This is a genomic window from Pleomorphomonas carboxyditropha, assembly GCF_002770725.1.
GTDB lineage: Bacteria > Pseudomonadota > Alphaproteobacteria > Rhizobiales > Pleomorphomonadaceae > Pleomorphomonas > Pleomorphomonas carboxyditropha.
This window is the reverse complement of the sequence record NZ_NQVN01000004.1, coordinates 1-22,096: the sequence shown is the minus strand read 5'-3', so window position 1 is coordinate 22,096 and position 22,096 is coordinate 1. Positions and strand designations below refer to the sequence as shown.

Here is a 22,096-nt window from a genome sequence, read left to right as displayed (position 1 = left end):
ATTGCGGAATTCGGTGATCAACGCCGTGACCTTCGTTGCTTCGCCATCAGCCCGATGAAGAACAGGCCGCCGACGACGCCGGTGACGATGCCGATCGGCATGTCCTCGGGAGCGGCGATGACGCGGGCGAAGGCATCGGCCAAGACCAGGAAGATCGCCCCGATCAGAGCGGAGACCGGAATCATGCGGCGGACCTCGCCGCCAACCAGCGCTCGCGCCACATGCGGCACCATCAACCCGACGAAACCGATAGTGCCGGAGAAGGCCACCATGGTGCCGGTGAGCAGCGCCGAGATGGTGAAGACCTCGAGGCGGAAGCGATCGACGGCGATCCCGAGCGAGGCGGCCGTCTCGTCGCCGACGGTCATCGCGGTGAGTTCCGATCCTCGCGCGGCGAGCCAGAACCCGCAGCCGGCGAGCACCGTGGCGGGGTAGACGAGGTGGCGCCATTCGGCGAGGCCGAGCCCGCCCAGCATCCAGAAGATCACCGTATGACTGGCACGCGGGTCGCCGAGGAAGATCAGGAGATTGGCGGCCGCCATTACCACGAAGGAAACGGAGACGCCGGCCAGCACCATGCGTTCGGCGCTGCCGGCGCCGGCCACCCGGGTGACGACGATCACCAGGGCGGTGGCCGCCATGGCCCCGGCGAAGGCGAACAGCGGCAAGGTTAAAAGCCCCCAGACCAGCCCGACGTGCAGGAGGGCCAAGATGGCGCCGAAGCTCGCCCCCGATGAGACACCGAGGAGATGCGGATCGGCGAGCGGATTGCGGGTGATCGCCTGCAGCGCCGTGCCGACGAGCGCAAGCCCGCCGCCGACCAGGGCGGCGAGCAGCGCGCGGGGCAAGCGGATATCCCAGACGATCGACGCCCGGCCGGGGCTCCAGCTCACGGCGACGCTGCCCGGCCAGAGATGGTCGAGAACGACGCCTGCCACTGTGCCGAGCGGGATGGGCGTCGACCCGACGCCGACCGCCCAGCCGATGGCGAGGACGAGCAGTAGCAGGCCGACTCCCAGACTGGCGGGGAGGGCGAGGCGATATGCCTTGTTGACCGGCTTGGAGAAGCCGGCTGCGCGGTCTGCGTCGCCGTCGATGGTCGCCATGATATTCTTTTCCCGGACCGTCTCCTGATTTGTTACTTGGCCGCCGGGTGGAAGGCTGCGGCGAGCTTGGCGACCGCTTCGATGTTGCGCGGTCCCGGCGTCGCCTCGACGTAGTCGAGCACGACGAAACGATCGTTCTTCACCGCGGAGACGTTCTTGAATGCCGGATTATCGAGCATGAACTGCCGCTTCTGTTCGGCGGTGACGTCGCCGTAGTTGACGATGACGACCACCTCGGGATCGCGGTCGACCACCGCTTCCCAGCCGACCGTCGTCCAGCTTGTGTCGACGTTGTCCATGATGTTGCTGCCACCGGCGGCTTCGATCAGCGCCGTCGGCATGGCATAGCCGCCGGCGGTGAATGGCTTGTCGGTGCCGCTGTCGTAGACGAAGACGCGCGGGCGAGGCGTTTTCGGGTCGATACCGGCCTCGATTTCCGCGAGACGGGCCTTGTAGCCGGCAACCAGCTTATCGGCCCGGTCGGAAACGTCGAAGATTTTTCCGAGGTTGTCGATGTCGTTGAAGAAGTCGGCGAACGACGCCTTGTCCTTCTTCATGATGTGGATGCAGCTTTCGGTCAGCTCGTAGACTTTGATGCCGAGCGGCGCCAGCGTCTCCGGCGTCACCTCGCCGCCGACCTTCATGCTGTAGTTCCAGCCGGCGAAGAAGAAATCGGCGTCGGCGGCGGCCAGCACCTCCTTGGTCGGGTATTTGGCCGACAGCTCCGGCAATTCGCCGATGCCTTCGCGCAAGGACGCATCGAGCGTCTTCCAGCCGGAGACGCCGGTATAGCCGACCATGCGGTCCTGGAGCTTCAGCGCCAGCATCATCTCGGTAAGGTTGACGTCATTGGAGACGGCGTGGACGGGCGGCTTGTCGAAGGTGACGTCGCGGTCGCAGCTTCTGACGGTGACGCCGGCAAGAGCAGGCAGGCCGGCGGCAAGGAGGATCGGCAGGGCGAGAATGGCGGATCTTGGAAGCATGGCAGGCCTTTCAGGGATGTTCGGAATGGGGGAGAGGCAGGGCGAAGGCGTATCGGGGCGCGCCGCCGATCGTCTCGACGGTGGCCTCGACGGCAAAGGCGGAGCGAATGAGTTCGGGGGTCAGGGCGTCGGAGCGGATATGGGCGGCGAGCCTTCCGTCCGACAGCACCAGCATGTCATCGCCGAAAGCGGCGGCGAGCTCGAGGTCGTGCACGGTCGCGATAATGGTGATCGGCAAGCCCCTGATCAGTTCGACGAGCTCGAGACGATGGCGGATGTCGAGATGATTGGTCGGCTCGTCGAGGATCAGCAGCTCAGGCTCCTGGGCCAGCGCCCTGGCCAGCATCACCCGCTGCTTCTCGCCGCCCGACAGCGTTGCGAAGGCGCGCGACGATAGGCGGGAGACATCAAGGCATGCCATGGCGGCTTCGACGGTGTCACGGCCAGCGACCTCCGGAGAAAATGGCGAGGCCCGGTGCGGCAGCCGGCCCAGCTCGACGATCTCCCGCACGGTGAGGCCGAAGTCGGCGGGCGTCTCCTGCAGCACCGTCGCCACCTTGCGGGCAAAGGATCGGCCTGACAGCGTCCAGATGTCTTCGCCGTCGAGGAGTACGCGGCCGGCGGTCGGCCGGTTCACCCGGTAGAGGCAGCGCAGGAGACTCGATTTGCCGGCGCCATTGCGTCCGACGATCACGAGCCGCCGGCCTCGCTCGAGATCGAAACCGATGTCGGACAAGATGAGGCGGCCCTTCGGCCCCCACGCGAGATTGCTGACCGACAGGATGGGCATGTGCTCGGGCATGACAAAAGCGATCCGGCGTAGCGGGCAAGCGTCAGAAAACACGTGAAGGATGGGAAAAGGCGGGCACTGTCAGCCGGCGTGCATCTTGAGGCACGAACCCAGCGAGCAACCGGACGACGTCCGGATCGGTGGCTTGACCATCGCATGACCTCCGCGCCGGCCCACCGCCGGCTGGTGTTTCAAGGGCGGGACGGCAGGTCTCCTGGCTCGCGGTTCATCGCCCGCACCGCCTTCCCGGTCGTTCAGACCAGTGGCCGATGGCAGCGGGCTCGCCGTTCACAGTTGCGGGGGCAGCCGCGGCTCGAACTCCATGGGGAGCCTTCCGCGTTCCCTTTTCACCTTCGTTTCCGAAGGACCGTCACGAAGCAAACGTAGGCGCCGGCTTGGGGTGTCGTCAATGGCTGGCGTGCGCTACCGATGGGTGACGGGTCCGCCGCCGCAGAGACGAATGGTTGGAAGTCCCGAATCGCTTTGCCAGCACCCTCAAGGGTGCCCGCTGCATGGTGCGGTGAGGCAGGTTCTTGCGTTGGTCGGGCCGCCGCGCGGAGAAGCCATGCCGATGAACCGACTGACACCGGGGCGGAAACGTCCTCGTACCCAAATCCTCGCCGAACGCGCTTTCGCCACCCTTGAACGATTCCTGCATGTCGAGGCCGTCAGCGGCATCGTGCTGCTGGTGGCTGCCGCAATCGCTCTCGTCTGGGCGAACTCGCCGCTGGCGGAAAGCTATCATCATCTCTGGCACGTCTCCTTTTCCGTCGGCCTCGGAGAATTCAAGTTCGATCGCCCCCTGCATTTCTGGATCGATGACGCGCTGATGACCGCGTTCTTCCTCGTCGTCGGCATGGAAATACGGCGGGAGATTCACGACGGGGCGCTGAGCGACCTGCGGCAAGCCTCCTTGCCGATCGCAGCTGCGGTTGGCGGTGTGGCCGCGCCAGCGCTGATCTGGCTCTGAACAGCGCCGCGCCACAAGCCCAGGGTTGGGCGGTGCCGACGGCCACCGACATCGCCTTCTTCTATTCCGGTGGGCTGGAATATAGCGGCTTCGCCGTCGTTGCTCTCGGCATCGGCCTGGTGCTGCTCCTCCAGCGCATAGGTATTGGCTCGGCCTATGCCTATGTGCCGCCGGGCGCTCGAACCTTCCGAGCGCGGCCAAGCTGGGCGTGCTGCTCGGGTCCATCACGGCGGCGCTGCTGGGGATCGGCTGGGGCGTGATCTATGCCGGAGGACTTCGCAGGCAGGCGAAGGCATAAGGCGATGCGCCATCAATATGGTTTTGCGTTAGCCGATCGAAGCCGTGTTCGGCTCGTTGCCGGTCTCGGCGGCAGCGGCCTCCGAATGCTCGTCAGCCTTCACGGAGGCATTGCGATGATATGACCGTCCGGCATGGCCGGATTGCGTGATTATACCTACAACTAAAGTAGGATCGTGCTCATATTGCAAGGTGACGGGAAAGAGGCGGCATCGCGTGGCGATGCTGCGTCCGAAAGTCCCGCCGGCCAATATTCAGAGGTGCATGTGATGAGCAACATCGATCGCAACTCCACCCGCGGGGGTTTCCTGTCGCGCGCCTGGGAATCCACCAAGGTCTCGCGTGAGCGGCACGCCCAGCGCATGGCCGCGCCATATTTGCTCAAGTTGGACGATGAACAGCTCAAGGGCATCGGTTACAGCCGCGACACGCTTCGTTCCTGGCTCTGATGTTCTGATCTCGGCGACCTCATTGGGCGCCGACACCGTTCGCCGTGCCGTTCGTCGGTCGCACGACGCGTCCTATCGGAGATGGCGGTCGATCCAGTCGGCGGCGAGTTCCGGCCAGCGGGCATGGCTGCCGTCGCGGTCGCGCAGGGCGAAGCCGTGCGGCGCGGCGCCGAAGACATGCGCGTCGACCTCGAGGCCGGCGTCGGCCGCCGTCTCGACGAGGCGCAGCGCGTGCTGGACCGGCACCGACCGGTCGTGAAGCGCATAGGCGAGGAAGAGCGGCACCTTCGGCAGGCCATGCGGATAGGCGGCGAGGCCGATCGGCCAGTCGTCGTAGAAGTCCTGCTTTTCGAGCGGCGGATAGTCCGGCTTGCCGGGCGGCACCTTGTGCAGGCGATGATTGGCGTTGATCGGCGCATAGGCGACGATGGCGCCGCGCGGAGCAAGCCTGTGCGCCTGGCAGGTCATGACGGCCGCCAAATGGCCGCCCGAAGACAGGCCGACGTGGAAAAGCGGCAGGTCCGGCCCCTCGCCGGCGAGGCGATCGAGCGCCGCCAGGCCGTCGCGGAGGGCGATGTCCTTGGGAAAGGCGCCGCCACATCCGTCGGACGCTCCGGGCAGGCGATGAACGAGGACATGCGCGTCGATACCGAGGCTGTTCAGCCACAGCGCCACCTCGGTCCCCTCCTTGTCGTAGAAGAGCTGCGTGTAGCCGCCGCCGGCGTAGACGATCGCGCGGGCACGCGGCGCGTCGATCGCGAAACTGTGGAGTTCGGCGCGCGTCACCATATCCAGAACGCGGTCGGGCCAAGCGCCGGAGACGCGGTTGGCCGCCCCGTCGGCCAGAACCTTTATCGCCGGAACGGGCACGACCGGACGGGAGTGGGAAATGGTATTCATTGCATCGTTCCAGGTAGGGCGCCGACAGTCCCTCCGGGCGTAGTCGCCCGGCGCGGCACTTCGGATCGGCGGTAACCCGCGGTTGGCTTCCGCCCGCCGGGGCAATCATCAAACGCAGCGTAGAGGCATGGGGCCGGCGCCGTTTCCGCGGCGACGGTCACGGTCGAGCCGGCACAGACTCAAGTCCCGATCATGTCGACATGAATGTCGCCGTTGCATATCGGGAAAAAAGCCTGTGCCTTTTGCCCGACATGGAGGCTGCTCAGCCGGCGCGTGTTACATGCCGAAGTAGCGCGGCAGGAACATGGTGAGCGAGGGCACATAGGTGACCAGCAGGAGGATGGCGAAGATCACCGCGTAGAAGGGCAGCAGCGCCACGACCGCCCGCTCCACCTTCACCTTGCCGATGGCGGCGCCGATGTAGAGGCCGGAGCCGACCGGCGGCGTAATGGTGCCGATGGCGAGGTTGTAGATGAGCACCACGCCGAAGTGCACCGGATCCATGCCGACCTTCTGGGCGATCGGCAGCAGGATCGGCGTGAAGATCAGGATCGCCGGACCGATGTCCATGAAGCAGCCGACGATCAGCAGCACGATGTTGATGATCAGCAGCACGATGATCGGGTTTTCGGATATGCCGAGGATCAGGCTAGTCACCGCCGCCGGAATGCCGGAGAAGGCCATGGCGAAGGACAGCGCCGCCGAAGACGCCAGCAGCAGCATGATGGCGCCGGTCATCTGCGCCGTCTCGATCAGGAACCGCGGCAGCTTGGAGATCGGCGCGGTGCGATGCACGACGAAGGCGAGCAGCATGGTGTAGACGACCGCGATGCCGGAGGCCTCGACGGCGGTGAAGACGCCGAGGACGATGCCGCCGATGACCAGCACGATCAGGAACAGGCTTGGCAGCGCCTCGATGGTGATCTTGACCGCCTCGCTCACGCCCACCCTCGGCGCCAGCGCGTAGCCTCGCTTCTTGGCGACGAAATAGGTGAGCACCATCAGGCCGAGGCCCCAGAGCGTGCCGGCCACCGCGCCGCCGAGGAACAGGGCACCGATCGACGTGCCGCCGGAAACCAGCGCGTAGATGATGAAGGCGGTCGTCGGCGGGATCAGCATGCCGGTCGGCGCCGAGGCGATATTGGCGGCGGCGGCGAATTCCCGGTCGTAGCCTTCCTTGGCCTGCATCGGCACCATGACGCCGCCGATCGAGGTGGAGGCGGCGATGGCCGAACCGGAGATGCAGCCGAACAGCATGCAGCCGGCGATGTTGGTCTGCGTCAGCGAGCCGGGGATGCGGCCGGCGATCAGCTTGGCGAAGTTGACCAGGCGGATGGCGATACCGCCGCTGTTCATGATCACCCCGGCAAGCACGAAGAAGGGCACGGCCAGCAGCGAGAAGCTGTCGAGGCTGGCGATCATCTTCTGCGCGGCGGTGAACAGGGCGAGATCGAAAGGCGCCATCAGCGCGATCGCCGACAGGGCGGCGCCGAGAATGCCGATGCCGAGCGGAATCCCCAGGGCGGTAAGGCCGAGAAAGACCGTGATCAGGATGATGCTTGCATATCCGGCCATGGTCATTCTCCCGCCGGGATGTCGTCGCCGACGGGCGCCTTGGTCGCGCGGCCCTGAAGGAGATCGATAATGTTGAGGATGGAATAGACGAGGGTCAGCACGCCGGCGACCGGCAGCGAGCCGTAGATCGCCCCCATCGGTATCTGGAGAACGGCGGTGTATTGTTGCGCGGCGATGTTGACGGCGCGCATGCCGCCGATGATCAGCACCCCGACCGCGAAGGCGATGAAGGCGACCTGGATCAGGATGTCGAGGGCCGCCTGCCACTTGCGCGGCAGGAGGTCCTTGACGAGATCGACCGACATGTGGCCGGTCTTGCCGGCGACATAGGCCGTTCCGATGAGGGACAGCCAGATGACGCCGAAGCGAAGGAGCTCCTCGGAAAACGTGCTCGGATCATTCAGCGCATAGCGGCTGATGACCTGCCACGTGACGAGCACGACCATGGCGAGCAGCAGCACGGAGCAGATCGCCGCCGTGATGAAATCAATGAGCCGTCTTACCTGGAGCATCTGTCAGTTTGCCTTCTTGTCCGCAACCGCCCGGATCGCCTCGAAGGCCGGGTACTGGTCGGCATTCTTCTTGAGATCCTCGTACATGGGCTCGACGGCCTTCTGGAATTCGGAGACGTCGGGGTAGATGAACTTCACGCCGAACTTCTCCTCGCTCTCCTTGCGGGCTTCGTCGACGGCGGCGCCCCAGAGCTGCTTGTGGAATTCGGTCGATTCCTTCGCGGCGTCATAGACGGCCTTCTGCTGGTCGGAGGTGAGGCGGGCGAGCGTCGCCGTCGAGATCAGCATGATGTCGGGAATGCGGGTGTGGACGTCGTAGGTGTAGTTCTTGGCCACTTCCGCGTGGCGGGCGACCGTCAGCGCGAATTCGTTGTTTTCCGCGCCGTCGAGCACGCCCTGCTGCAGCGAGGTGTAAACCTCGTCCTGGCTCATGGCGATCGGGGCGGCGCCGAGCAGCTGCACCATGCGGATGAGCGTCGGGCTCTGGAGAACGCGGATCTTGAGGCCCTTGAGGTCGGCCACCTTCTCGATCGGCTTTTTGGCGGTGTAGAAGCTGCGGGCGCCGGAATTGTAATAGGTGATGCCGACCATGCCGCGCGCCTCGGTCGACTTGTAGATCGGGTCCATGATCTTGGCGTCGTCCATGGCCCGGTAGAAATGCTCCTCGCTGTCGAAGAGATAGGGCATCGAGTAGACGCCGTAGACCGGCGAGAAGCTTTCGAGCAGGCCGCCCGAAACCTTGGTCATGTCGAGCAGGCCGCCCTGCACCATCTCCACGAGCTCGCGCTCGCCGCCGAGCTGGCTGTCGGGGAAATAGGCGACGGTGATCTCGCCGTTGGTCTTTTCCTTCAGGATCTCGCCGAACTTGGCCATCGCCTCCTTGGTGGGCGTGGCGTTCTGCGCGTAGGCAAAGCGCAGCTCCAGCGCCTCGGCGGCGGAAAGGCTGGCGGCAAGGCAGGCCGACGCCAGAATGGCAGTCACGAATTTCATGGGTTTCCTCCTGGTTTGGGATATTCGGCCGGCCGCCGGGCCGGATCCTTCGCCGTATGTCCTCCGGCGGAAGGTCCGGCCCGGCGACCGGATTTCGTCAGATGTACTGGTAGAGAAGCTCGCCGAGCGCCAGAAGCGCCATGGCCTGGCCGTAGGGCATCGAGGTGAGCGGGATCTTCTTGTAGTCGTCCACCGACATGAACACCGGCGTGCCGAAGGAGACCTGCGTCAGTTCGCCGGCGGGCGAGATGTGCTGGCAGACCGCCTGAGCGCCGCGCACGCCCACGGCCTCGAATTCCGCCGGCAGGTAGCCGCGCCGGACACCCTTCAGGATGCCGTAGGCGAAGCCCGCCGAGGCGGATGCCTCCTCATAGGACGTTTCGTCGTCGAGAATGGTGCGCCACAGCCCGGATGGCGCCTGGCAGCGCGCCAGCGCCCCCACCTGCGCCGCCAGCGTATCGATCAGCATCCGCCGCACCGGATCGGTTTCCGGCAAGTCGGTCAGCTCGAGGAACTCGGGGATGGCGATGGTGATCCAGGAATTGCCGCGCGCCCACAGCGCATTGGCGAAATTGTGCCGTCCCTCGAACGTCCAGCCGTGGAACCAGAGGCCGGTCTTCCGGTCGACGAGATACTTGATGTGCAGCAGGAATTGCCGCTTGGCCTCGTCGACGTAGGCCGGCCGGCCGAGCAGCAGGCCGATCTTGGCCAGCGGCAGCACGCTCATCATCAGCGTGTCGTCCCAGATCTGCTGGTTGTTGACCGAGTTGTAGACGATGTGCTGGAAGCCGCCTTCCTCGGTGCGCGGCAAGCCGTTCATCACCCATTCGCCCCAGACGTCGAGATAGGGCAGGTAGCTGCGATTGCCGGTGCGCTCGTAGAGATAGGCGAGCGTCAGGAAAGGGGCGACCGTATTGATGTTGCGCGACGGGGTGCCTTCCCGCAAGCGGGCGGCGAACCAGTCGGTGATGATGTCGGCGAACTTCCTGTCGCCGGTGAGTTCCCAGACCTTGTACATGCCATAGAGGCCGATGCCGTGGGTCCATTCCCAGCCGGCCCAGCCCTTGGTGTCGATGACGCGGCCATCCTCGAGGCGCAGCAGGAACTCGCCGGTCTCGTCCCTGATGTTGATCAGGTTCTCGGTCAGGCGGTCGAGGAGACCGATCACATGGTCGCGCGGGTAGATGCGTTCTTTCTGCCGGAGCAGCGGATGCATGGTCATGGCCTCTTGCGGGTCCTCGCCCAATTGGGAATTGCGCTCTCCGCCGGCTGGCGGCCGCACGCTCGGAAAACCGTGCGCGAACGTCGGCACGAAATGCCCGTCCGGCAGCCATTGCCGGCCGCGGCGCTTTCCGTCCACCAGTTCGTTCAGCGGCTCCCCACTTTTGCGGAACACCGGTCCGATCTTATGCGAACTGTTGATCGCAAAAATCCGAAACAGCGTTTCGACAAGAGCAAGGTTGCATGACTTGCGCCGATCCGCAAGTTCCGTCATTTCCCCTACTCGATGAAAATCGTTCTCCATCAGTATGATTGCGATGGCGTCGGAAAGCGCCAACGAGCTGTTGCATTTCATGGGGGCGCATTTCAAAATCGTGTTCCGAATTTTACGAGACGAGATCATCCATGCCCACACCTCCCAAACAGGACTCGGTCGCCGCCGTTCTCAAGGTTTTCGCCGTGCTCGAAGCATTGGCCGAAGACCGGACGGTCAGTCTGACGGAGCTGTCGCAGCGGGCAATGACGTCGAAAAGCACGGCCTACCGCCTGCTGCAGACCATGCAGGAACTCGGCTACGTGGAGCAGGAGGGCGACACCGAGAAATACGGCCTGACGCTCAAGGTCTACGATCTCGGCGCCAAGGTGCTGAATCGCAGGGCCGATCTCATCAAGGTGGCCGACAAGCCGATGGGCGAACTCGTCCAGCGGACGCACGAGGCGGTTCACCTCGGCATCCTCGATCCGCAGGTCAACTCGGTCGTCTACATCCACAAGCTCGATTCGCTGTACAACCTGTTCCTGCAATCGCCGATCGGCAAGCGCAACCCGCTGTTCAGCACCTCGCTCGGCAAGGCACTGCTGGCCTGGCGGGATGACGACGACCTCGACGCGCTGCTGCCAAAGCTGGGCTATCTCAAGCAGACGCCGAACACGATCACCGATCCCGCCGTGCTCGCCGCGCAGCTTTGGAAGGCCCGCCAGCAGGGTTATGCCGAGGAATGCGAGGAAAGCGAACTCGGCGTGCGCTGCATGGCCGTGCCGGTCTTCGATCACATCGGCAAGGTGGTGGCGGCGATAAGCGTGTCCTTTCCGGTGTTTCGCTTCGACGAAAACCGGCGGGCCGACTATGTCCGGGAGCTGCGGCGGGCCGGCAAGGCGACGTCCGAAGGGCTCGGCTTCTCCGGCGACTACGCCCCGCTCGCCCGCTCCGGCTCGACGGCAGCCTGACCCAGCCGGCCCGACACAGTCCGTCGAATCGCCGGTGCCGGATGGATGCCCGGCAGCCTTTCGTCATGCGAAGAACAGCACCGTCATGATCAGGAACAGCGGGACGAGGATGCCGGCCGACCAGGCCATGTAGCCGAAGAAGGACGGCATTTTGACGCCGGCGCCCTCGGCGATCGACTTGACCATGAAGTTGGGGGCGTTGCCGATATAGCTGTTGGCGCCCATGAACACGGCGCCGGCCGAAATCGCCACCAGCGTCGTCGCCATCTCGGTCATCAGGTGCTGGGGATCGCCGCCGGCGAGATTGAAGAAGACGAGGTAGGTCGGCGCGTTGTCGAGGAAGGACGACAGCAGGCCGGTCGCCCAGAAATACATGGCGTTGACCGGCGTGCCGTCGGCGGCGGTGACGAGGCCGACCAGCGGCGCGAAGGCGCCTTCGTGGGCCGCCCTCAGCATGGCCAGCACCGGGATGATGGTGACGAAGATGCCGGCGAACAGCTTGGCGACCTCGAGGATCGGTCCCCATTCGAAGCCGTTGCGATGCCGGACATCTTTCGGCGTCAATGACAGCGAGGCGAGCGCGGCGGCGATCAGGATCAGGTCGCGGGCAAGGTTCTGCAACTGCACTTCGACGCCGAACAGCTGAAAGCCGATGCCCGGCTTCCACGAGCCCGACAGCAGCACGCCGCCGACCACCACCATCAGAAGCGCGATGTTGAGCCGGCCCTCGACGCCGACGCGGCCGGTGTCGGGCGTCGGATCGAACTTGCCGCGGAAATCGGCGTCGTTGCGGTAAAGCTTGTGGTCGATGAGGTAGAACAGGGCGAGCAGCACCACGGCGGCAAAGCCGGTCTCTTTGAGCATGTGCAGCGTGGTCCAGAAGAAGCCGACGCCCCTGAGATAGCCGAGGAACAGCGGCGGGTCGCCGAGCGGAGTGAGCGAGCCGCCGATATTGGAGACCAGGAAGATGAAGAAGACGACGACGTGGACGTTGTGGCGTCGGCCGTCGTTGGCGCGCAGGAGCGGGCGGATCATCACCATGGAAGCGCCGGTGGTGCCGACGACGGAGGCGAGCAGGGTGCCGATGGTGAGCAGGGCAAGATTGGTCTTCGGCGATCCGTGCAGGTTGCCGGTGACGAGGATGCCGCCGGCGATGGTGAAGAGGGCGGTCAGCAGGATGACGAAGGGCAGGTAGTCGAGGAGGACGGTTTCGGCCAGCGGCTCGACGACCGCCTTACCGTTGAGGAGGGTGAAGGGCAGCACGAAGGCGAGCGCCCAGGCGGCGGCGACCTTGCCGAAATGGTGGTGCCAGAAATGCGGCGCCAGCAGCGGCAACAGGGCGATCGACAAGAGAATGCCGACGAAGGGCACGGCCCAGATCACGCCGAGCGCGGCGCCGTCGAGGCCATGGCCGCCTTCCGAGGCCAGGGCAGGGGAGGAGATGAGAAACGTCCCGAGGATGCAGGACAGCCATAGGCAACCAGATGCGACGCGGCAACCGAGCGGATATGGCGACTTCGGATGGCCGGTCGCCGCCATCGACGGACATTTTTTCTGCATGATGGAAGTGATTTCCTGTCCCTGGATATTATGAGCCCGCCGACCGTCGGGTCGAAAAATCGCAAACGGAGGCCGAAAGCCTCGACCCCGTATGCCGGTTCAAGCGATCACTCGACTCAAACCCTGACTTTGATGACGATTTTCCTGACGGCTTCCGGTGCGTTCCCGGCCTGGCAACGCGGACGATGAATGTCGGAGGGATAAAACACGGCATAGGCATCGGGACGCAGGTGAATGAAACTCTCGCCGTCGACGGAACGGAAGTAACCGACATCACGCTCCTCGAAATGCGCCTCGTCCGGCAACGCGCCGGCCGGAAGCGGCGCATAGCCGATCGTCTCTTCGCCCGACACCATAAACTGGATGTCGGCGAAAAGCCGGTGCACCTCGGCCTTGCAGGCCTCTCGGGGAGCCGACAGGTATTCCTGTACCAGCCCATAGGCGTTCTCGCCATCGATTTCGATCCGCCCGGCCACAGCACCCCGGTCGATCTGCCTGAGGAAGCGAAGGCACTGCAAGATGTCGGCGGGCAGGGCCGCAGCGTCGCGGTCGAGATTGTCCAGATGGCCGGAAAACAAGCGAAGTTCCTCCCAGGGGGTCTGATGAAACGGCGTTGCCGGATCGAATTCAACCGCAACGGCTGAGGCAGCGGTCCATGTGCTGCTTCATCGCCTCCCGCGCTCCGTTGGCATCGCCGGCTGCGATCGCCGAATAAATAAGATTGTGCTCGGCGAGCGCGGCGACGATTTCGTCGCGGTCGCCGCTTTCGCGCGAGGCCTGTATCACCCCCTTGACATGGCCGCCGATGAACTCGATGAACCCGCCAAACAGGGCATTGCCGGTGGCCAGCGCGATCTTGCGGTGGAAGGCGAGGTCTTCCTCGACGGCGTCGCCGCCGGCCTCGTAGGCGGCTTGCATCTCCTTGAGCGCCCTGGAGATGGCGGCCAGCGTCCGCTTGTTATGCCGTGTGGCCGCAAGGGCCGCCGCCTCCACCTCGACACCGAGGCGCAACTCGAAAACCTCGGACAGCGTCGGAGCATCGGCCCCATTCGACCGCATGATGCGGAAGGGGCGCCGGTCGATTGACGGCGCCACGAATACGCCTGCGCCCTGCCGAGATACGACCAGTCCCTCGGACATCAGCCGGGAAATGGCCTCCCTGACAACGGTCACGCTTACGCCGTGCTCTTCGGCAAGTCGCTGGCCCGTCGGAAGCTTCTCGCCAAGGGAGAACTTGCCGGTCTCGATCTGCGTCGTCAGGGACGCCGTGAGTTCGTCGGTAAGGCTCTTTCTCATCCGTTCAGTTTCCAGCCCGGTCTCTCTGCTCGACGATTGAGATGGTTATATGGTTACAATGTCGATCTCTATCACGGGGCGGGTTCAAAGGCCAGTGCATCTCACTGGAGTGGGGGCACATTTTTACAACTCATTGAGGCATCTGTCCCGATTTCTCTCAAGGGGCTCGCTGCTAAGTCTTTATGCTTATTCCACTAAGGTCCATGTCTTGTGATTCCCGTATTGACTGGTAACATGGTTATATGATTACCGTACGGCATCGCCACGAGCGACAGACGGGAGGATGAAATGCATCTTTTGAGGACACTTGCCCTTGCGACGACGGTTATCGCCGGGGGCGCCTATTCATTCGGCGCCCATGCGGAAACGACCATTCATATTCAGGCGGAGGAGCCCGGCAGCAGCATCTACATCTATGCGGGTCTGTTCGAGCCGACCATCGAGAAGGCGACCGGCTACAACGTCGAGATCATCCCCCGCGGTGGCTCGGTGACCAACACCGCCCTCACCAACGCCGGCAAGACCGAATTCGCCTTTTCCAACGCGCTGCCGCTCTCCTGGGGCTGGAACGCCATCCTGGACTTCGAGGGCAAGCCGCAGCAGAACAACCGTCTGGTGTTCAGCGGCATGCAGGTTGCCTATCTCTCCGTTGTCGCCAGTCAGAGCTACGTGGAGAAATCCGGCAATGCCGAGGTGCGTACGGCCCTGACCGGCGACAACCCCGCCAAGGTGCTGGTCGAGCCGGCCGGCAGCATCAACCCGGTGGTCCTGGATCTGTTCCTCAAGCACGCCGGTTCGAGCCTTGATGAGCAGCGGGCCAGGGGCAGTATCGCCCAGGTTCCGTCGTCCCAGATGGGCCAGCGCGTTCAGGACGGCATGGCCAACGCCTACTTCGGCATCGGTCCGATCGGGAACCCGGATCTCGCCGAAATCATGCTTTCCGAAAAGATGGTGTTCCTGGGGTGGAACGACGACGATCTCGCCGCCCTAAAGCCTTACGGCTTTGCGACCAGCGTTCTGCCTGCCAACTCCTATGAGGGGCAGACGGCGGATCTGAAGATGCCGGTGACCCTCAACGACTTCATCGCCAACAAGGATGTGCCGGAGGACGTCGTCTACAACGTCACCAAGGCAGTCATCGAGAGCATCGATACGCTGGTGGCCGCCAACAAGGGTTTCGCCGGCTGGGAACCGGAAAAGTATATCCAGCCCGAGTTCCAGGTGATCCCGCTGCATCCGGGTGCTGAAAAGTACTACCGCGAGCGCGGCTGGCTGAAGTGAGCCTGCAATAGGCCCCCCTGTCTCGGGACGGAACGCGCCTCGGGTGTCGCTTCGCAGCCCGCAATTCAACGGATCCGCGTATCGACGCGGATCCGCCCCCCCACGAAAACCATCCTCCTGGTCGGCCATTTCCCCGCGCCGGCTCTCGCGCCTGTTCATAGGAGCATCCTCATGCTCGCCTACCGAAAATACGCGGCGATGGCGCTGGCGACGGTCTACATCGTCATTGCCTTCGCCAATTTCGTGACGCCCTTCAATCCGATGGGGGTGATCCCCTTCCACGTCTACATGACCCTTGCCGTGGTATTGCTGCTCAAGCCGCTTGAGCGCTATCTGCCGGTTTCGCCGCGGGTGGCCATGGTGATCGACGCCGCGTTGGTGGTTGCCTGCCTCTGGCTCTGTGCCCACTATCTGCTCGACGCCTATCGCCTGCAGACCCGCATGCAATACGTCGACGACGTCTATCCTCGGGATGTGGCTGCACTCTGGCTCGGCCTCGTCGTGCTGCTCGAAGGCGTGCGCCGGCAGGTCGGCTGGCCGCTCCTGTCGGTCGTGCTGGCGTTTCTCGCCTATGGTTTGTTCGGCCAGCATCTGCCGAGTCTCGTATCGTTTCCCGGCTTCAGCCTCGACGAACTCGCCGAAATCCTGTCGATGCAGACCGTCGGCATTTTCGATACGCCGGCCCAGGTCGGTCTCGACATCATTGTGTTCTTCGTCGCCTTCGGTGCCGTCTTCACCATGACCGGTGGCGGCAAGGTGTTCATGGACATCGCTATCCGCCTGGTCGGCAACATGAACGCCGGCGCCGCCAAGTCGGCCATTCTCGGCAGCGCACTGTTCGGCACCGTCAGCGGCTCGGCGGTCGCCAACGTCACCACCGTCGGCGTGCTGACCATTCCGCTGATGATGCGATCGGGCATGAACGCCGATCAGGCCGGCGCCACCGAAGCGGTTGGCTCCACCGGCGGACAGCTGATGCCGCCGATCATGGGAACCTCGGCCTTCGTGATGGCGCAGATTCTCGGCGTTCCCTATGCCGAGATCGCGCTCGCGGGTCTCATCCCGGCGCTCGGGTATTATTTCGCGGTGTTCATGAACGCCGACCTGATCGCCCGGAAGCAGGGTGGCATGAAGATGGGGGTGGGCGAGATCGCCGGCGATCCCCTCCTCCCCCGCTTGCATCTGCTGGCCGGCCCGATCGTGTTGGCGGCGGCTCTGTTCCTGGGCTACTCCGCCAAGCTCGCGGCGGTTGCAGGCATCGTCGTGGCGCTCCTCGTGCCGATGCTGCGCAGCAACACGCGCTTCTCGCTGAGGAAATTCCTGAAGATCATCCCCGAATCCGGGGTGCAGGCCGCCGAGATCGCCGTTTCCTGCACGGCCGTCGGCATCGTCATGGCTGTGGCCATTCAGTCCAGTCTGGTCTTGCGTTTCCTCGGGTTCCTGACGCTGATCGGCGGCGATCACCTCTACCTGTCGCTGATCATGATCATCATCGGCTGCCTGATCATGGGCATGGGCATGCCCACCGTGGCAGCCTATATCATCGGCGCGGTGCTGTTCATCCCGGCGATGACCGGACTTGGCATGGAGCCGCTCAGCGCCCACTACTTCATCTTCTACTTCTGCGTGCTGTCGATGGTCACGCCGCCGGTGGCGCTCGCCTCCTACGCGGCGGCCGGCATGGCGGGCGGAAGCATAATGAAAACGGGCGGCATCGCCTTCGTCTACGCCCTGGTGATGTTCGTCATTCCCTTCGGCTTCATCAATAACTCCGCCATCCTGTGGCAGGGGACAGCCCTCGAGATCATCATCGCGGCGGCGGGCATGCTGGTCGCGTGCCTCTTCTGGGCGGTGTTCCTGCAGGGCTGGCTGTTCCGGATGCTGAATCTGATCGAACGGGGGGCGTTCGCCGCTCTCTCCTTCGCGATCATCATCGTCCCGACGTCGAGCGTCTACTGGTGGGGCCTCGTCGGTGCCAGCGCGATCCTTGCGGGATGGTGTTTCGTGTCCGCCGGGCGCGGCCGCAAGGCAATTCAGGTCAGTCAGTAAACCCTCCTTCCGGCTGACCAGAGCCGGGCCGGCGGTCCTCTCCCTTCCAGCCGCCGGCCTCTCCCACATAACAATTCATGACTGGAGCCAAGAAAATGAAAGTCATTCAACGCGACGACATCGTGGCAGAACCACTGCCGGGGCGGGTTCTCCAGAGGGCGATCGGCCGTAATTCAGCCTCCGGCAGCGAAAAGATGACCGTGTCTTTCTGCCGCTATTCGGCCGAGAGCGGTCCTATGGAGCCGCACAATCACGCCGAGGAGACGGTCGTCATTCTCGACGCCAGGAATGGCTGGGTGCGCAAGGGACCGGCCAAGGACGATCTTCCCGAGAAGGTCGATCTCCGCGCGGGTACCATCCTGCACTTCGAAGAGCTCGAGTGGCACGTCTTCCAATACGGCGAAGGCGGCTTCATCGACGCCGTCTGCATCTATGGCCAGGTCGACAACATCCGCCCCGAAGACATTGCCGCCGAGGCCAACCGCTGATCTGAGAGAATCGAGATGAAGAAGAACTACATAGGCTCCATTCCCCCCATCGTCACCCCGGTCGACGCCGACGAGAACGTCGACGAAGGCGGGCTGCGCAGGCTGGTCGACCATACGATCGCCGGCGGCAATCACGGCATCTTCGTCGCCGGGTCGAACGGCGAATGTCTGGCCTTGACGCAAGCCGAGCGCAATCGGGCCATCCGGATCGTTATCGACCAGACCGCCGGACGCGTGCCGGTGATGAGCGGAGTGATGGATTCGAGCACACGCCGGGTGATCGACAACATCAAGGCGCTGGAGCAGATGGGCGGCACGGCCGCCGTCATCACGCCGGTATTCTACGCCCGCCACGCTACGCAGGACGAAACCGTACGCCATTTCGAGGAAATTGCCCGCCACACCGATCTCGATCTGTTCATCTACAACATCCCGCCGTTTACCGGACAGACCTTGAAGCCCGCCACGATCTTCAAGATCGCCGAGATCGACAAGGTGGTCGGATACAAGGACACCAGCGGATCCTTCGCCGACTTCCAGACCTGCCTCGATCATTTCCGCGGCACCGATTTCCTGCTGCTGCAGGGTACGACGTTGTTTGCCGCCGCCTCGATGCTGCTCGGCGCCGACGGCTTCATTCCGTCGATGTCGCCGCTGTTCCCCGAACCGTTCGTCAAGTGCTATGACTACGGTCGTGCCGGCGATATCGACAAGGCCATGCGCTGCCATTCGGTCATCGAGGAAATCTGCCGGATCTTCCCGCTTGCCAAAAGTCAGACCTCTTCGACGAAGTATGCCTTGAGCCGCCTGGGACTCTTCGACAAACGCGTCTGCCAGCCCACAGAGCCGATCCGGCCGGAAGAGGAAAAGGCGATCGACGCCGCGATCGACCGCATCCGGGCGATGATCGCCGAACTGCCCTGACATCCATATCGACCGATGACGTGCGGCCACGATGCCGGCTTTGGCCGCACGTCATGATCGCGAGGCCTTCGAGCACGCTTGCCGGACGGCGAAAACTTGAATTCGCGCGGTGCTGAAGAAAAGGAAAGCCACATGCTACTCGGCTGCATAGGTGACGACTTCACCGGATCGTCGGATCTCGGCAACACGCTGGCGATCGGCGGCATGCGTGTCGTCCAGTATTGTGGCTTGCCGGCGACCGACGCCGATCCTGCGGTCGAGGCGGGTATCGTCGCTCTCAAGTCGCGTACCGTTGCGCCGGCCGAGGCGGTCGGCCAATCGCTGGCCGCCGCCGACTGGCTGCTGGCGCAGGGATGCCGCCAGATCTTCTTCAAGATCTGTTCGACCTTCGATTCACGGCGCGACGGCAACATCGGGCCGGTGATCGACGCGCTGATGGCCCGCCTCGGCGCATCCCTGTCGGTCGTCTGCCCGGCCTTTCCGGACAACGGCCGCAGCGTTTACCAGGGGCACCTCTTCGTCGGCGACCGCCTGCTGTCCGAGAGCAGCATGCGCCACCATCCGCTGACGCCGATGTCCGATTCCGACATCCGCCGTTGGCTCGGCCACCAGAGCCGACAGGCGGTGGGGCATGTCGCCATGCCCGATGTTCGGGGCGGAGCCGATGCGATCCGTGCCGCTCTCAAGCGGGAAGCGACCGCGGGACGGCCAGTGGTGGTGGTCGACGCCATTGCCAACGCCGATCTCGTCGAAATCGGCAGCGCCGCTTCCGATCTGCTGCTGCTCACCGGCGGCTCCGGATTGGCCCTCGGCCTGCCCGGCAACTTCGGGATCGGCCCTGCGACACAATCCTCAAATTGGTGGACGGGCAGTTCCGGTCCGGCGGTGGTGCTGTCCGGCTCCTGTTCCGCCATGACGCGACTGCAGGTTTCTGTTTTTGCCAACTCCCATCCTGCCTTCGAGGTGGTTCCAGCCGACATCCTGAGCGGCAAGCTTGTCCCGGATACCGTCGTCAACTGGTTTGCCGGCCAGACGCCGGGGGTTGCGCCACTCATCTATTCCTCTGCTGAACCACGGGTGGTCGAGGCGGTTCAAGCCGAGTACGGCATCGAACGAACCGCATTGGCCATCGAGGCTTTCTTCGCCGCCCTGGCAAGCCAGCTCGCCGCGTCCGGTATCGAGCGCATCGTCGTCGCCGGCGGCGAAACCTCCGGCGCCGTGGTGGAGGGGCTTGGAATTGCGAGCCTGGAGATCGGTCCGCAGATCGCACCGGGCGTGCCGGCGGTCCGGGCCAGCGGCCGCCCCCTGTGGCTGGCTTTGAAATCCGGCAATTTCGGCGACGAAAGCTTTTTCGAAAAGGCGCTGACGACGCTTGCAGGAGGTTGCATTGATTGACGAGACCGAACTTCGACGGAAGATCGTCGACTTCGCCGGCTCCTTCCACAGGCGCGGATTGACGCACGGTTCGAGCGGCAACATATCCGCCCGTCTCGATGACGGCGGTCTTGTCATGACGCCGACGGGATCCTCGTTCGGCACCCTTGACGCTGGCCGGCTGTCCCGACTCGACGCCGATGGCAACCATATCGGCGGCGACCGGCCGACCAAGGAAATTCCGCTCCACCGCGCTTTCTATGCCTCGCGCCCGGGAACCGGGGCGGTGGTCCATTTGCACTCGCCCTTTGCGACGGCCTTTTCCATGCTGTCCGATGTCGACCCGGGCGATGCGCTCCCGCCGCTCACGCCCTATTCGATCATGCTGCTCGGGAAGGTCAGGCTGCTGCCATATTTCCGTCCCGGCTCCCCGGCGATCGGCGAAGCGATCGCGGCGCTGGCCGGCAGCGCCAAGGCCGTATTGCTTGCCAACCACGGGCCGATCGTCGTCGGGCGTACGCTCGAGGATGCGGTCAATGCCATGGAGGAATTGGAAGCAACCGCTCGGCTGTTTTTCCTGACGCGCGACTGCGGCGCGAAGCGGCTGACCCCGGCCCAGGTCGAGGAACTCGCGGCAAACCATGGGGCAGCCTGATCATGGCGCTGAAAATATCCGCGAACCTCGGCTTTCTCTGGACGGGGATGTCGCTTCCGCAGGCGATCGAGGCCGCGATGCGATCCGGCTTCGACGCGGTTGAATGTCATTGGCCTTATGGGGAGGACATGAGCGCGGTCCGGGCGGCGCTCGACGAGGCCGGGCTGCCGATGCTGTCGGTCAACACGAGCAAAGGAGACCGGCCAGGCGACTTCGGATTGGCGGCGCTGCCGGACCGAAGGGAAGAGGCGAGGGCGGCCATAGAACAGGCCGTCGAATGGGCTTCGGCGATCGGAGCCCGAAACATCCACGTGATGGCCGGACGGATCTCTCGCAGCCGCGGGTCCGACGCCGTTTTCCGCGACAACCTCCTTTATGCCTGTGAGTTGGCCGGACGCCATGGCATCGGCGTTCTGATCGAGCCTTTGAACGCTTTCGATTCTCCCGGCTATTTTCTCGATGGTTTCGCACCGGCCGGGAAAATCGTCGAGGAACTCGGTCAGCCGAACCTCGGCGTCATGCTGGACTGCTATCACGCCGCGCGCATGGGCCTCGACCCGCTCGAAGTCTTCGCTTCTCTTGGGTCGATCGTTTCCCATATTCAAATTGCCAGTTCTCCCGATCGGTCCGAACCGGATCATGGAGACGTCGACTACGACGTGCTGCTTTCCGGTCTGGAAGCCGCAGGCTATTCGGGCTTTATCGGTGCCGAATACAGGCCGCGCTCCTCGCCCGAGGCCGGATTGGCCTGGCTCGATCGCTATCGGGCTCTCTCAACTGAACCATAAGCAGCGAGACCTGAACGAGGCGGTAGGGCTTTCAAACCGCGCCATGTGCCGGCGATGGCCCCGACGCGATACCGACGGTCTCCCAGAGGCGGGTTTCCGTTGTGCCGGATGCGGCTGTCCACCACCAGCCGTTCGGGCCTTGCCGGCGTCCCGCCGTCTCGTTGTCGGTCTCCACCGCGGGAAAAGGCTGGCCCGGAAACGCTCGGCCGGCAATGAACAAGCGGCAATGGACGTCGCCGTTGTCAGCCAAAGGCTGCGATAGCTCGCGCTCTTTTCCCCCTCGCCGGTCTGCGCGCCTTCACCTCCCTTCTACGACTTTTGGCCAGCCTTGACAGGGGTATATATGTGCGATAATTCGCTGCTAACACGACGTAGCAAGTGATCTCGCCGTCATAAAAGCTTCAGGATTTCCGCTCTTCGCCGCATTATTTTGCTGAGAATTGGACATCGATCATGCTCGCGCTGAAACTCCCCGCCGCCCCCGCCCAGATTTCGCCGGCTCCCGGCGAGGTTCTGTTCGTCACCAATGCCGATCTGCGCGAAAGCGCCAACGTCGAATGCTGGCCGGTCGAGGCCAAGTACGAAGCGCTGCTCGAAAAGGCGCTCGCTTCGCTCGGCCGCAAGGCGCGCCGCGCCCACCCGGTCAAGGCCGACAAGGGGC

At 64.1% G+C, this 22,096-nt stretch carries 21 protein-coding genes, 1 pseudogene and 1 riboswitch; of the genes and pseudogenes, 11 read left to right on the top strand and 11 right to left on the bottom strand.

The genetic code is table 11. The features are described from left to right. Nucleotides 1-17: 17 nt before the first annotated feature. Genes CJ014_RS08950 through CJ014_RS08940 form a run of 3 tightly spaced genes read right to left on the bottom strand, consistent with a single transcriptional unit; the run spans nucleotide 18 to nucleotide 2,891 of the window. Nucleotides 18-1,106 (bottom strand): FecCD family ABC transporter permease, encoded by a 1,089-nt coding sequence (locus CJ014_RS08950; protein ID WP_100080139.1) that lies wholly within the window; start codon nucleotides 1,104-1,106, stop codon nucleotides 18-20. A 32-nt stretch (nucleotides 1,107-1,138) separates the two neighbouring features. Next, the gene (locus CJ014_RS08945) at nucleotides 1,139-2,089 is read right to left on the bottom strand and encodes an ABC transporter substrate-binding protein (protein WP_100080138.1); all 951 of its coding nucleotides are present in this window, start codon (nucleotides 2,087-2,089) and stop codon (nucleotides 1,139-1,141) included. Nucleotides 2,090-2,099: 10 nt separating this feature from the next. Further along, nucleotides 2,100-2,891 (bottom strand): ABC transporter ATP-binding protein, encoded by a 792-nt coding sequence (locus CJ014_RS08940; RefSeq protein ID WP_207765708.1) that lies wholly within the window; start codon nucleotides 2,889-2,891, stop codon nucleotides 2,100-2,102. 175 nt (nucleotides 2,892-3,066) lie between these two features. Then, nucleotides 3,067-3,266, bottom strand: a riboswitch (cobalamin riboswitch). A gap of 184 nt (nucleotides 3,267-3,450) precedes the next feature. Between CJ014_RS08940 and CJ014_RS28155 the strand changes: the two genes are divergently transcribed. Then, nucleotides 3,451-3,849, top strand: a complete 399-nt coding sequence (locus tag CJ014_RS28155; RefSeq protein WP_245427209.1) for a Na+/H+ antiporter NhaA — start codon at nucleotides 3,451-3,453, stop codon at nucleotides 3,847-3,849. A 566-nt stretch (nucleotides 3,850-4,415) separates the two neighbouring features. Further along, nucleotides 4,416-4,595, top strand: a complete 180-nt coding sequence (locus CJ014_RS08930; RefSeq protein WP_100080137.1) for a hypothetical protein — start codon at nucleotides 4,416-4,418, stop codon at nucleotides 4,593-4,595. A 72-nt stretch (nucleotides 4,596-4,667) separates the two neighbouring features. Here CJ014_RS08930 and CJ014_RS08925 read toward each other — a convergent pair whose 3' ends face one another. The 5 genes from CJ014_RS08925 to bglB all read right to left on the bottom strand — a co-directional run bounded on the left by CJ014_RS08925 (nucleotide 4,668) and on the right by bglB (nucleotide 9,794). After that, nucleotides 4,668-5,495, bottom strand: a complete 828-nt coding sequence (locus CJ014_RS08925; RefSeq protein ID WP_100080136.1) for an alpha/beta hydrolase — start codon at nucleotides 5,493-5,495, stop codon at nucleotides 4,668-4,670. Between the two features lie 276 nt (nucleotides 5,496-5,771). Then, nucleotides 5,772-7,070, bottom strand: coding sequence for a TRAP transporter large permease (locus tag CJ014_RS08920; protein ID WP_100080135.1), 1,299 nt, complete (start codon nucleotides 7,068-7,070; stop codon nucleotides 5,772-5,774). A gap of 2 nt (nucleotides 7,071-7,072) precedes the next feature. After that, nucleotides 7,073-7,582: a TRAP transporter small permease gene (locus tag CJ014_RS08915; RefSeq protein WP_100080134.1), complete on the bottom strand. Its 510-nt coding sequence runs from the start codon at nucleotides 7,580-7,582 to the stop codon at nucleotides 7,073-7,075. 3 nt (nucleotides 7,583-7,585) lie between these two features. Further along, nucleotides 7,586-8,572, bottom strand: a complete 987-nt coding sequence (locus CJ014_RS08910; RefSeq protein WP_100080133.1) for a TRAP transporter substrate-binding protein — start codon at nucleotides 8,570-8,572, stop codon at nucleotides 7,586-7,588. Nucleotides 8,573-8,669: 97 nt separating this feature from the next. Then, nucleotides 8,670-9,794, bottom strand: coding sequence for a beta-galactosidase BglB (gene bglB, locus CJ014_RS08905; protein ID WP_100080366.1), 1,125 nt, complete (start codon nucleotides 9,792-9,794; stop codon nucleotides 8,670-8,672). A gap of 404 nt (nucleotides 9,795-10,198) precedes the next feature. Here bglB and kdgR point away from each other — a divergent pair, with 404 nt between their 5' ends. After that, the gene (gene kdgR, locus CJ014_RS08900) at nucleotides 10,199-11,020 is read left to right on the top strand and encodes a DNA-binding transcriptional regulator KdgR (RefSeq protein WP_100080132.1); all 822 of its coding nucleotides are present in this window, start codon (nucleotides 10,199-10,201) and stop codon (nucleotides 11,018-11,020) included. A gap of 63 nt (nucleotides 11,021-11,083) precedes the next feature. Here the strand turns inward: kdgR and CJ014_RS08895 are convergent, their stop codons facing one another. The 3 genes from CJ014_RS08895 to CJ014_RS08885 all read right to left on the bottom strand — a co-directional run bounded on the left by CJ014_RS08895 (nucleotide 11,084) and on the right by CJ014_RS08885 (nucleotide 13,876). Beyond that, on the bottom strand, nucleotides 11,084-12,580 hold the full coding sequence (locus CJ014_RS08895; protein ID WP_245427208.1) for a sodium:proton antiporter: 1,497 nt from the start codon (nucleotides 12,578-12,580) through the stop codon (nucleotides 11,084-11,086). A gap of 116 nt (nucleotides 12,581-12,696) precedes the next feature. Beyond that, nucleotides 12,697-13,158 (bottom strand): NanQ anomerase/TabA/YiaL family protein, encoded by a 462-nt coding sequence (locus CJ014_RS08890; RefSeq protein ID WP_100080130.1) that lies wholly within the window; start codon nucleotides 13,156-13,158, stop codon nucleotides 12,697-12,699. A gap of 49 nt (nucleotides 13,159-13,207) precedes the next feature. Continuing rightward, nucleotides 13,208-13,876 (bottom strand): FadR/GntR family transcriptional regulator, encoded by a 669-nt coding sequence (locus CJ014_RS08885; RefSeq protein ID WP_100080129.1) that lies wholly within the window; start codon nucleotides 13,874-13,876, stop codon nucleotides 13,208-13,210. 288 nt (nucleotides 13,877-14,164) lie between these two features. Between CJ014_RS08885 and CJ014_RS08880 the strand changes: the two genes are divergently transcribed. The 8 genes and pseudogenes from CJ014_RS08880 to CJ014_RS08845 all read left to right on the top strand — a co-directional run. Beyond that, the gene (locus tag CJ014_RS08880; protein WP_100080128.1) at nucleotides 14,165-15,157 is read left to right on the top strand and encodes a TAXI family TRAP transporter solute-binding subunit; all 993 of its coding nucleotides are present in this window, start codon (nucleotides 14,165-14,167) and stop codon (nucleotides 15,155-15,157) included. Nucleotides 15,158-15,328: 171 nt separating this feature from the next. Continuing rightward, nucleotides 15,329-17,206, top strand: coding sequence for a TRAP transporter permease (locus CJ014_RS08875; RefSeq protein WP_100080127.1), 1,878 nt, complete (start codon nucleotides 15,329-15,331; stop codon nucleotides 17,204-17,206). A gap of 95 nt (nucleotides 17,207-17,301) precedes the next feature. After that, entirely contained in the window at nucleotides 17,302-17,694 is a 393-nt protein-coding gene (locus tag CJ014_RS08870) for a hypothetical protein (RefSeq protein ID WP_133121822.1), read from the top strand. Nucleotides 17,695-17,709: 15 nt separating this feature from the next. Further along, nucleotides 17,710-18,618 (top strand): dihydrodipicolinate synthase family protein, encoded by a 909-nt coding sequence (locus tag CJ014_RS08865; protein ID WP_100080125.1) that lies wholly within the window; start codon nucleotides 17,710-17,712, stop codon nucleotides 18,616-18,618. A 78-nt stretch (nucleotides 18,619-18,696) separates the two neighbouring features. Further along, entirely contained in the window at nucleotides 18,697-20,013 is a 1,317-nt protein-coding gene (gene otnK / locus CJ014_RS08860) for a 3-oxo-tetronate kinase (RefSeq protein WP_342588531.1), read from the top strand. Further along, nucleotides 20,006-20,647 (top strand): 3-oxo-tetronate 4-phosphate decarboxylase, encoded by a 642-nt coding sequence (gene otnC / locus CJ014_RS08855; RefSeq protein ID WP_100080123.1) that lies wholly within the window; start codon nucleotides 20,006-20,008, stop codon nucleotides 20,645-20,647. Before otnK ends, otnC begins: the two co-directional genes overlap by 8 nt. 2 nt (nucleotides 20,648-20,649) lie before the next feature. Then, entirely contained in the window at nucleotides 20,650-21,435 is a 786-nt protein-coding gene (locus CJ014_RS08850; RefSeq protein ID WP_100080122.1) for a hydroxypyruvate isomerase family protein, read from the top strand. Nucleotides 21,436-21,888: 453 nt separating this feature from the next. Continuing rightward, a pseudogene (locus tag CJ014_RS08845) lies at nucleotides 21,889-22,096 on the top strand (signal transduction protein); the annotation flags it as partial.

What these genes read in the sequence shown, in the direction of transcription:
- CJ014_RS08885 (WP_100080129.1), bottom strand. Translation starts at nt 13,876, where the DNA reads ATGAGAAAGAGCCTTACCGACGAACTCACGGCGTCCCTGACGACGCAG.
- CJ014_RS08850 (WP_100080122.1), top strand. Translation starts at nt 20,650, where the DNA reads ATGGCGCTGAAAATATCCGCGAACCTCGGCTTTCTCTGGACGGGGATG.
- CJ014_RS28155 (WP_245427209.1), top strand. Translation starts at nt 3,451, where the DNA reads ATGAACCGACTGACACCGGGGCGGAAACGTCCTCGTACCCAAATCCTC.
- CJ014_RS08865 (WP_100080125.1), top strand. Translation starts at nt 17,710, where the DNA reads ATGAAGAAGAACTACATAGGCTCCATTCCCCCCATCGTCACCCCGGTC.
- CJ014_RS08915 (WP_100080134.1), bottom strand. Translation starts at nt 7,582, where the DNA reads ATGCTCCAGGTAAGACGGCTCATTGATTTCATCACGGCGGCGATCTGC.
- CJ014_RS08945 (WP_100080138.1), bottom strand. Translation starts at nt 2,089, where the DNA reads ATGCTTCCAAGATCCGCCATTCTCGCCCTGCCGATCCTCCTTGCCGCC.
- bglB (WP_100080366.1), bottom strand. Translation starts at nt 9,794, where the DNA reads ATGACCATGCATCCGCTGCTCCGGCAGAAAGAACGCATCTACCCGCGC.
- CJ014_RS08925 (WP_100080136.1), bottom strand. Translation starts at nt 5,495, where the DNA reads ATGAATACCATTTCCCACTCCCGTCCGGTCGTGCCCGTTCCGGCGATA.
- CJ014_RS08950 (WP_100080139.1), bottom strand. Translation starts at nt 1,106, where the DNA reads ATGGCGACCATCGACGGCGACGCAGACCGCGCAGCCGGCTTCTCCAAG.
- CJ014_RS08940 (WP_207765708.1), bottom strand. Translation starts at nt 2,891, where the DNA reads ATGCCCGAGCACATGCCCATCCTGTCGGTCAGCAATCTCGCGTGGGGG.
- CJ014_RS08895 (WP_245427208.1), bottom strand. Translation starts at nt 12,580, where the DNA reads ATGCAGAAAAAATGTCCGTCGATGGCGGCGACCGGCCATCCGAAGTCG.
- kdgR (WP_100080132.1), top strand. Translation starts at nt 10,199, where the DNA reads ATGCCCACACCTCCCAAACAGGACTCGGTCGCCGCCGTTCTCAAGGTT.
- CJ014_RS08880 (WP_100080128.1), top strand. Translation starts at nt 14,165, where the DNA reads ATGCATCTTTTGAGGACACTTGCCCTTGCGACGACGGTTATCGCCGGG.
- CJ014_RS08930 (WP_100080137.1), top strand. Translation starts at nt 4,416, where the DNA reads ATGAGCAACATCGATCGCAACTCCACCCGCGGGGGTTTCCTGTCGCGC.
- CJ014_RS08920 (WP_100080135.1), bottom strand. Translation starts at nt 7,070, where the DNA reads ATGGCCGGATATGCAAGCATCATCCTGATCACGGTCTTTCTCGGCCTT.
- CJ014_RS08870 (WP_133121822.1), top strand. Translation starts at nt 17,302, where the DNA reads ATGAAAGTCATTCAACGCGACGACATCGTGGCAGAACCACTGCCGGGG.
- CJ014_RS08910 (WP_100080133.1), bottom strand. Translation starts at nt 8,572, where the DNA reads ATGAAATTCGTGACTGCCATTCTGGCGTCGGCCTGCCTTGCCGCCAGC.
- CJ014_RS08875 (WP_100080127.1), top strand. Translation starts at nt 15,329, where the DNA reads ATGCTCGCCTACCGAAAATACGCGGCGATGGCGCTGGCGACGGTCTAC.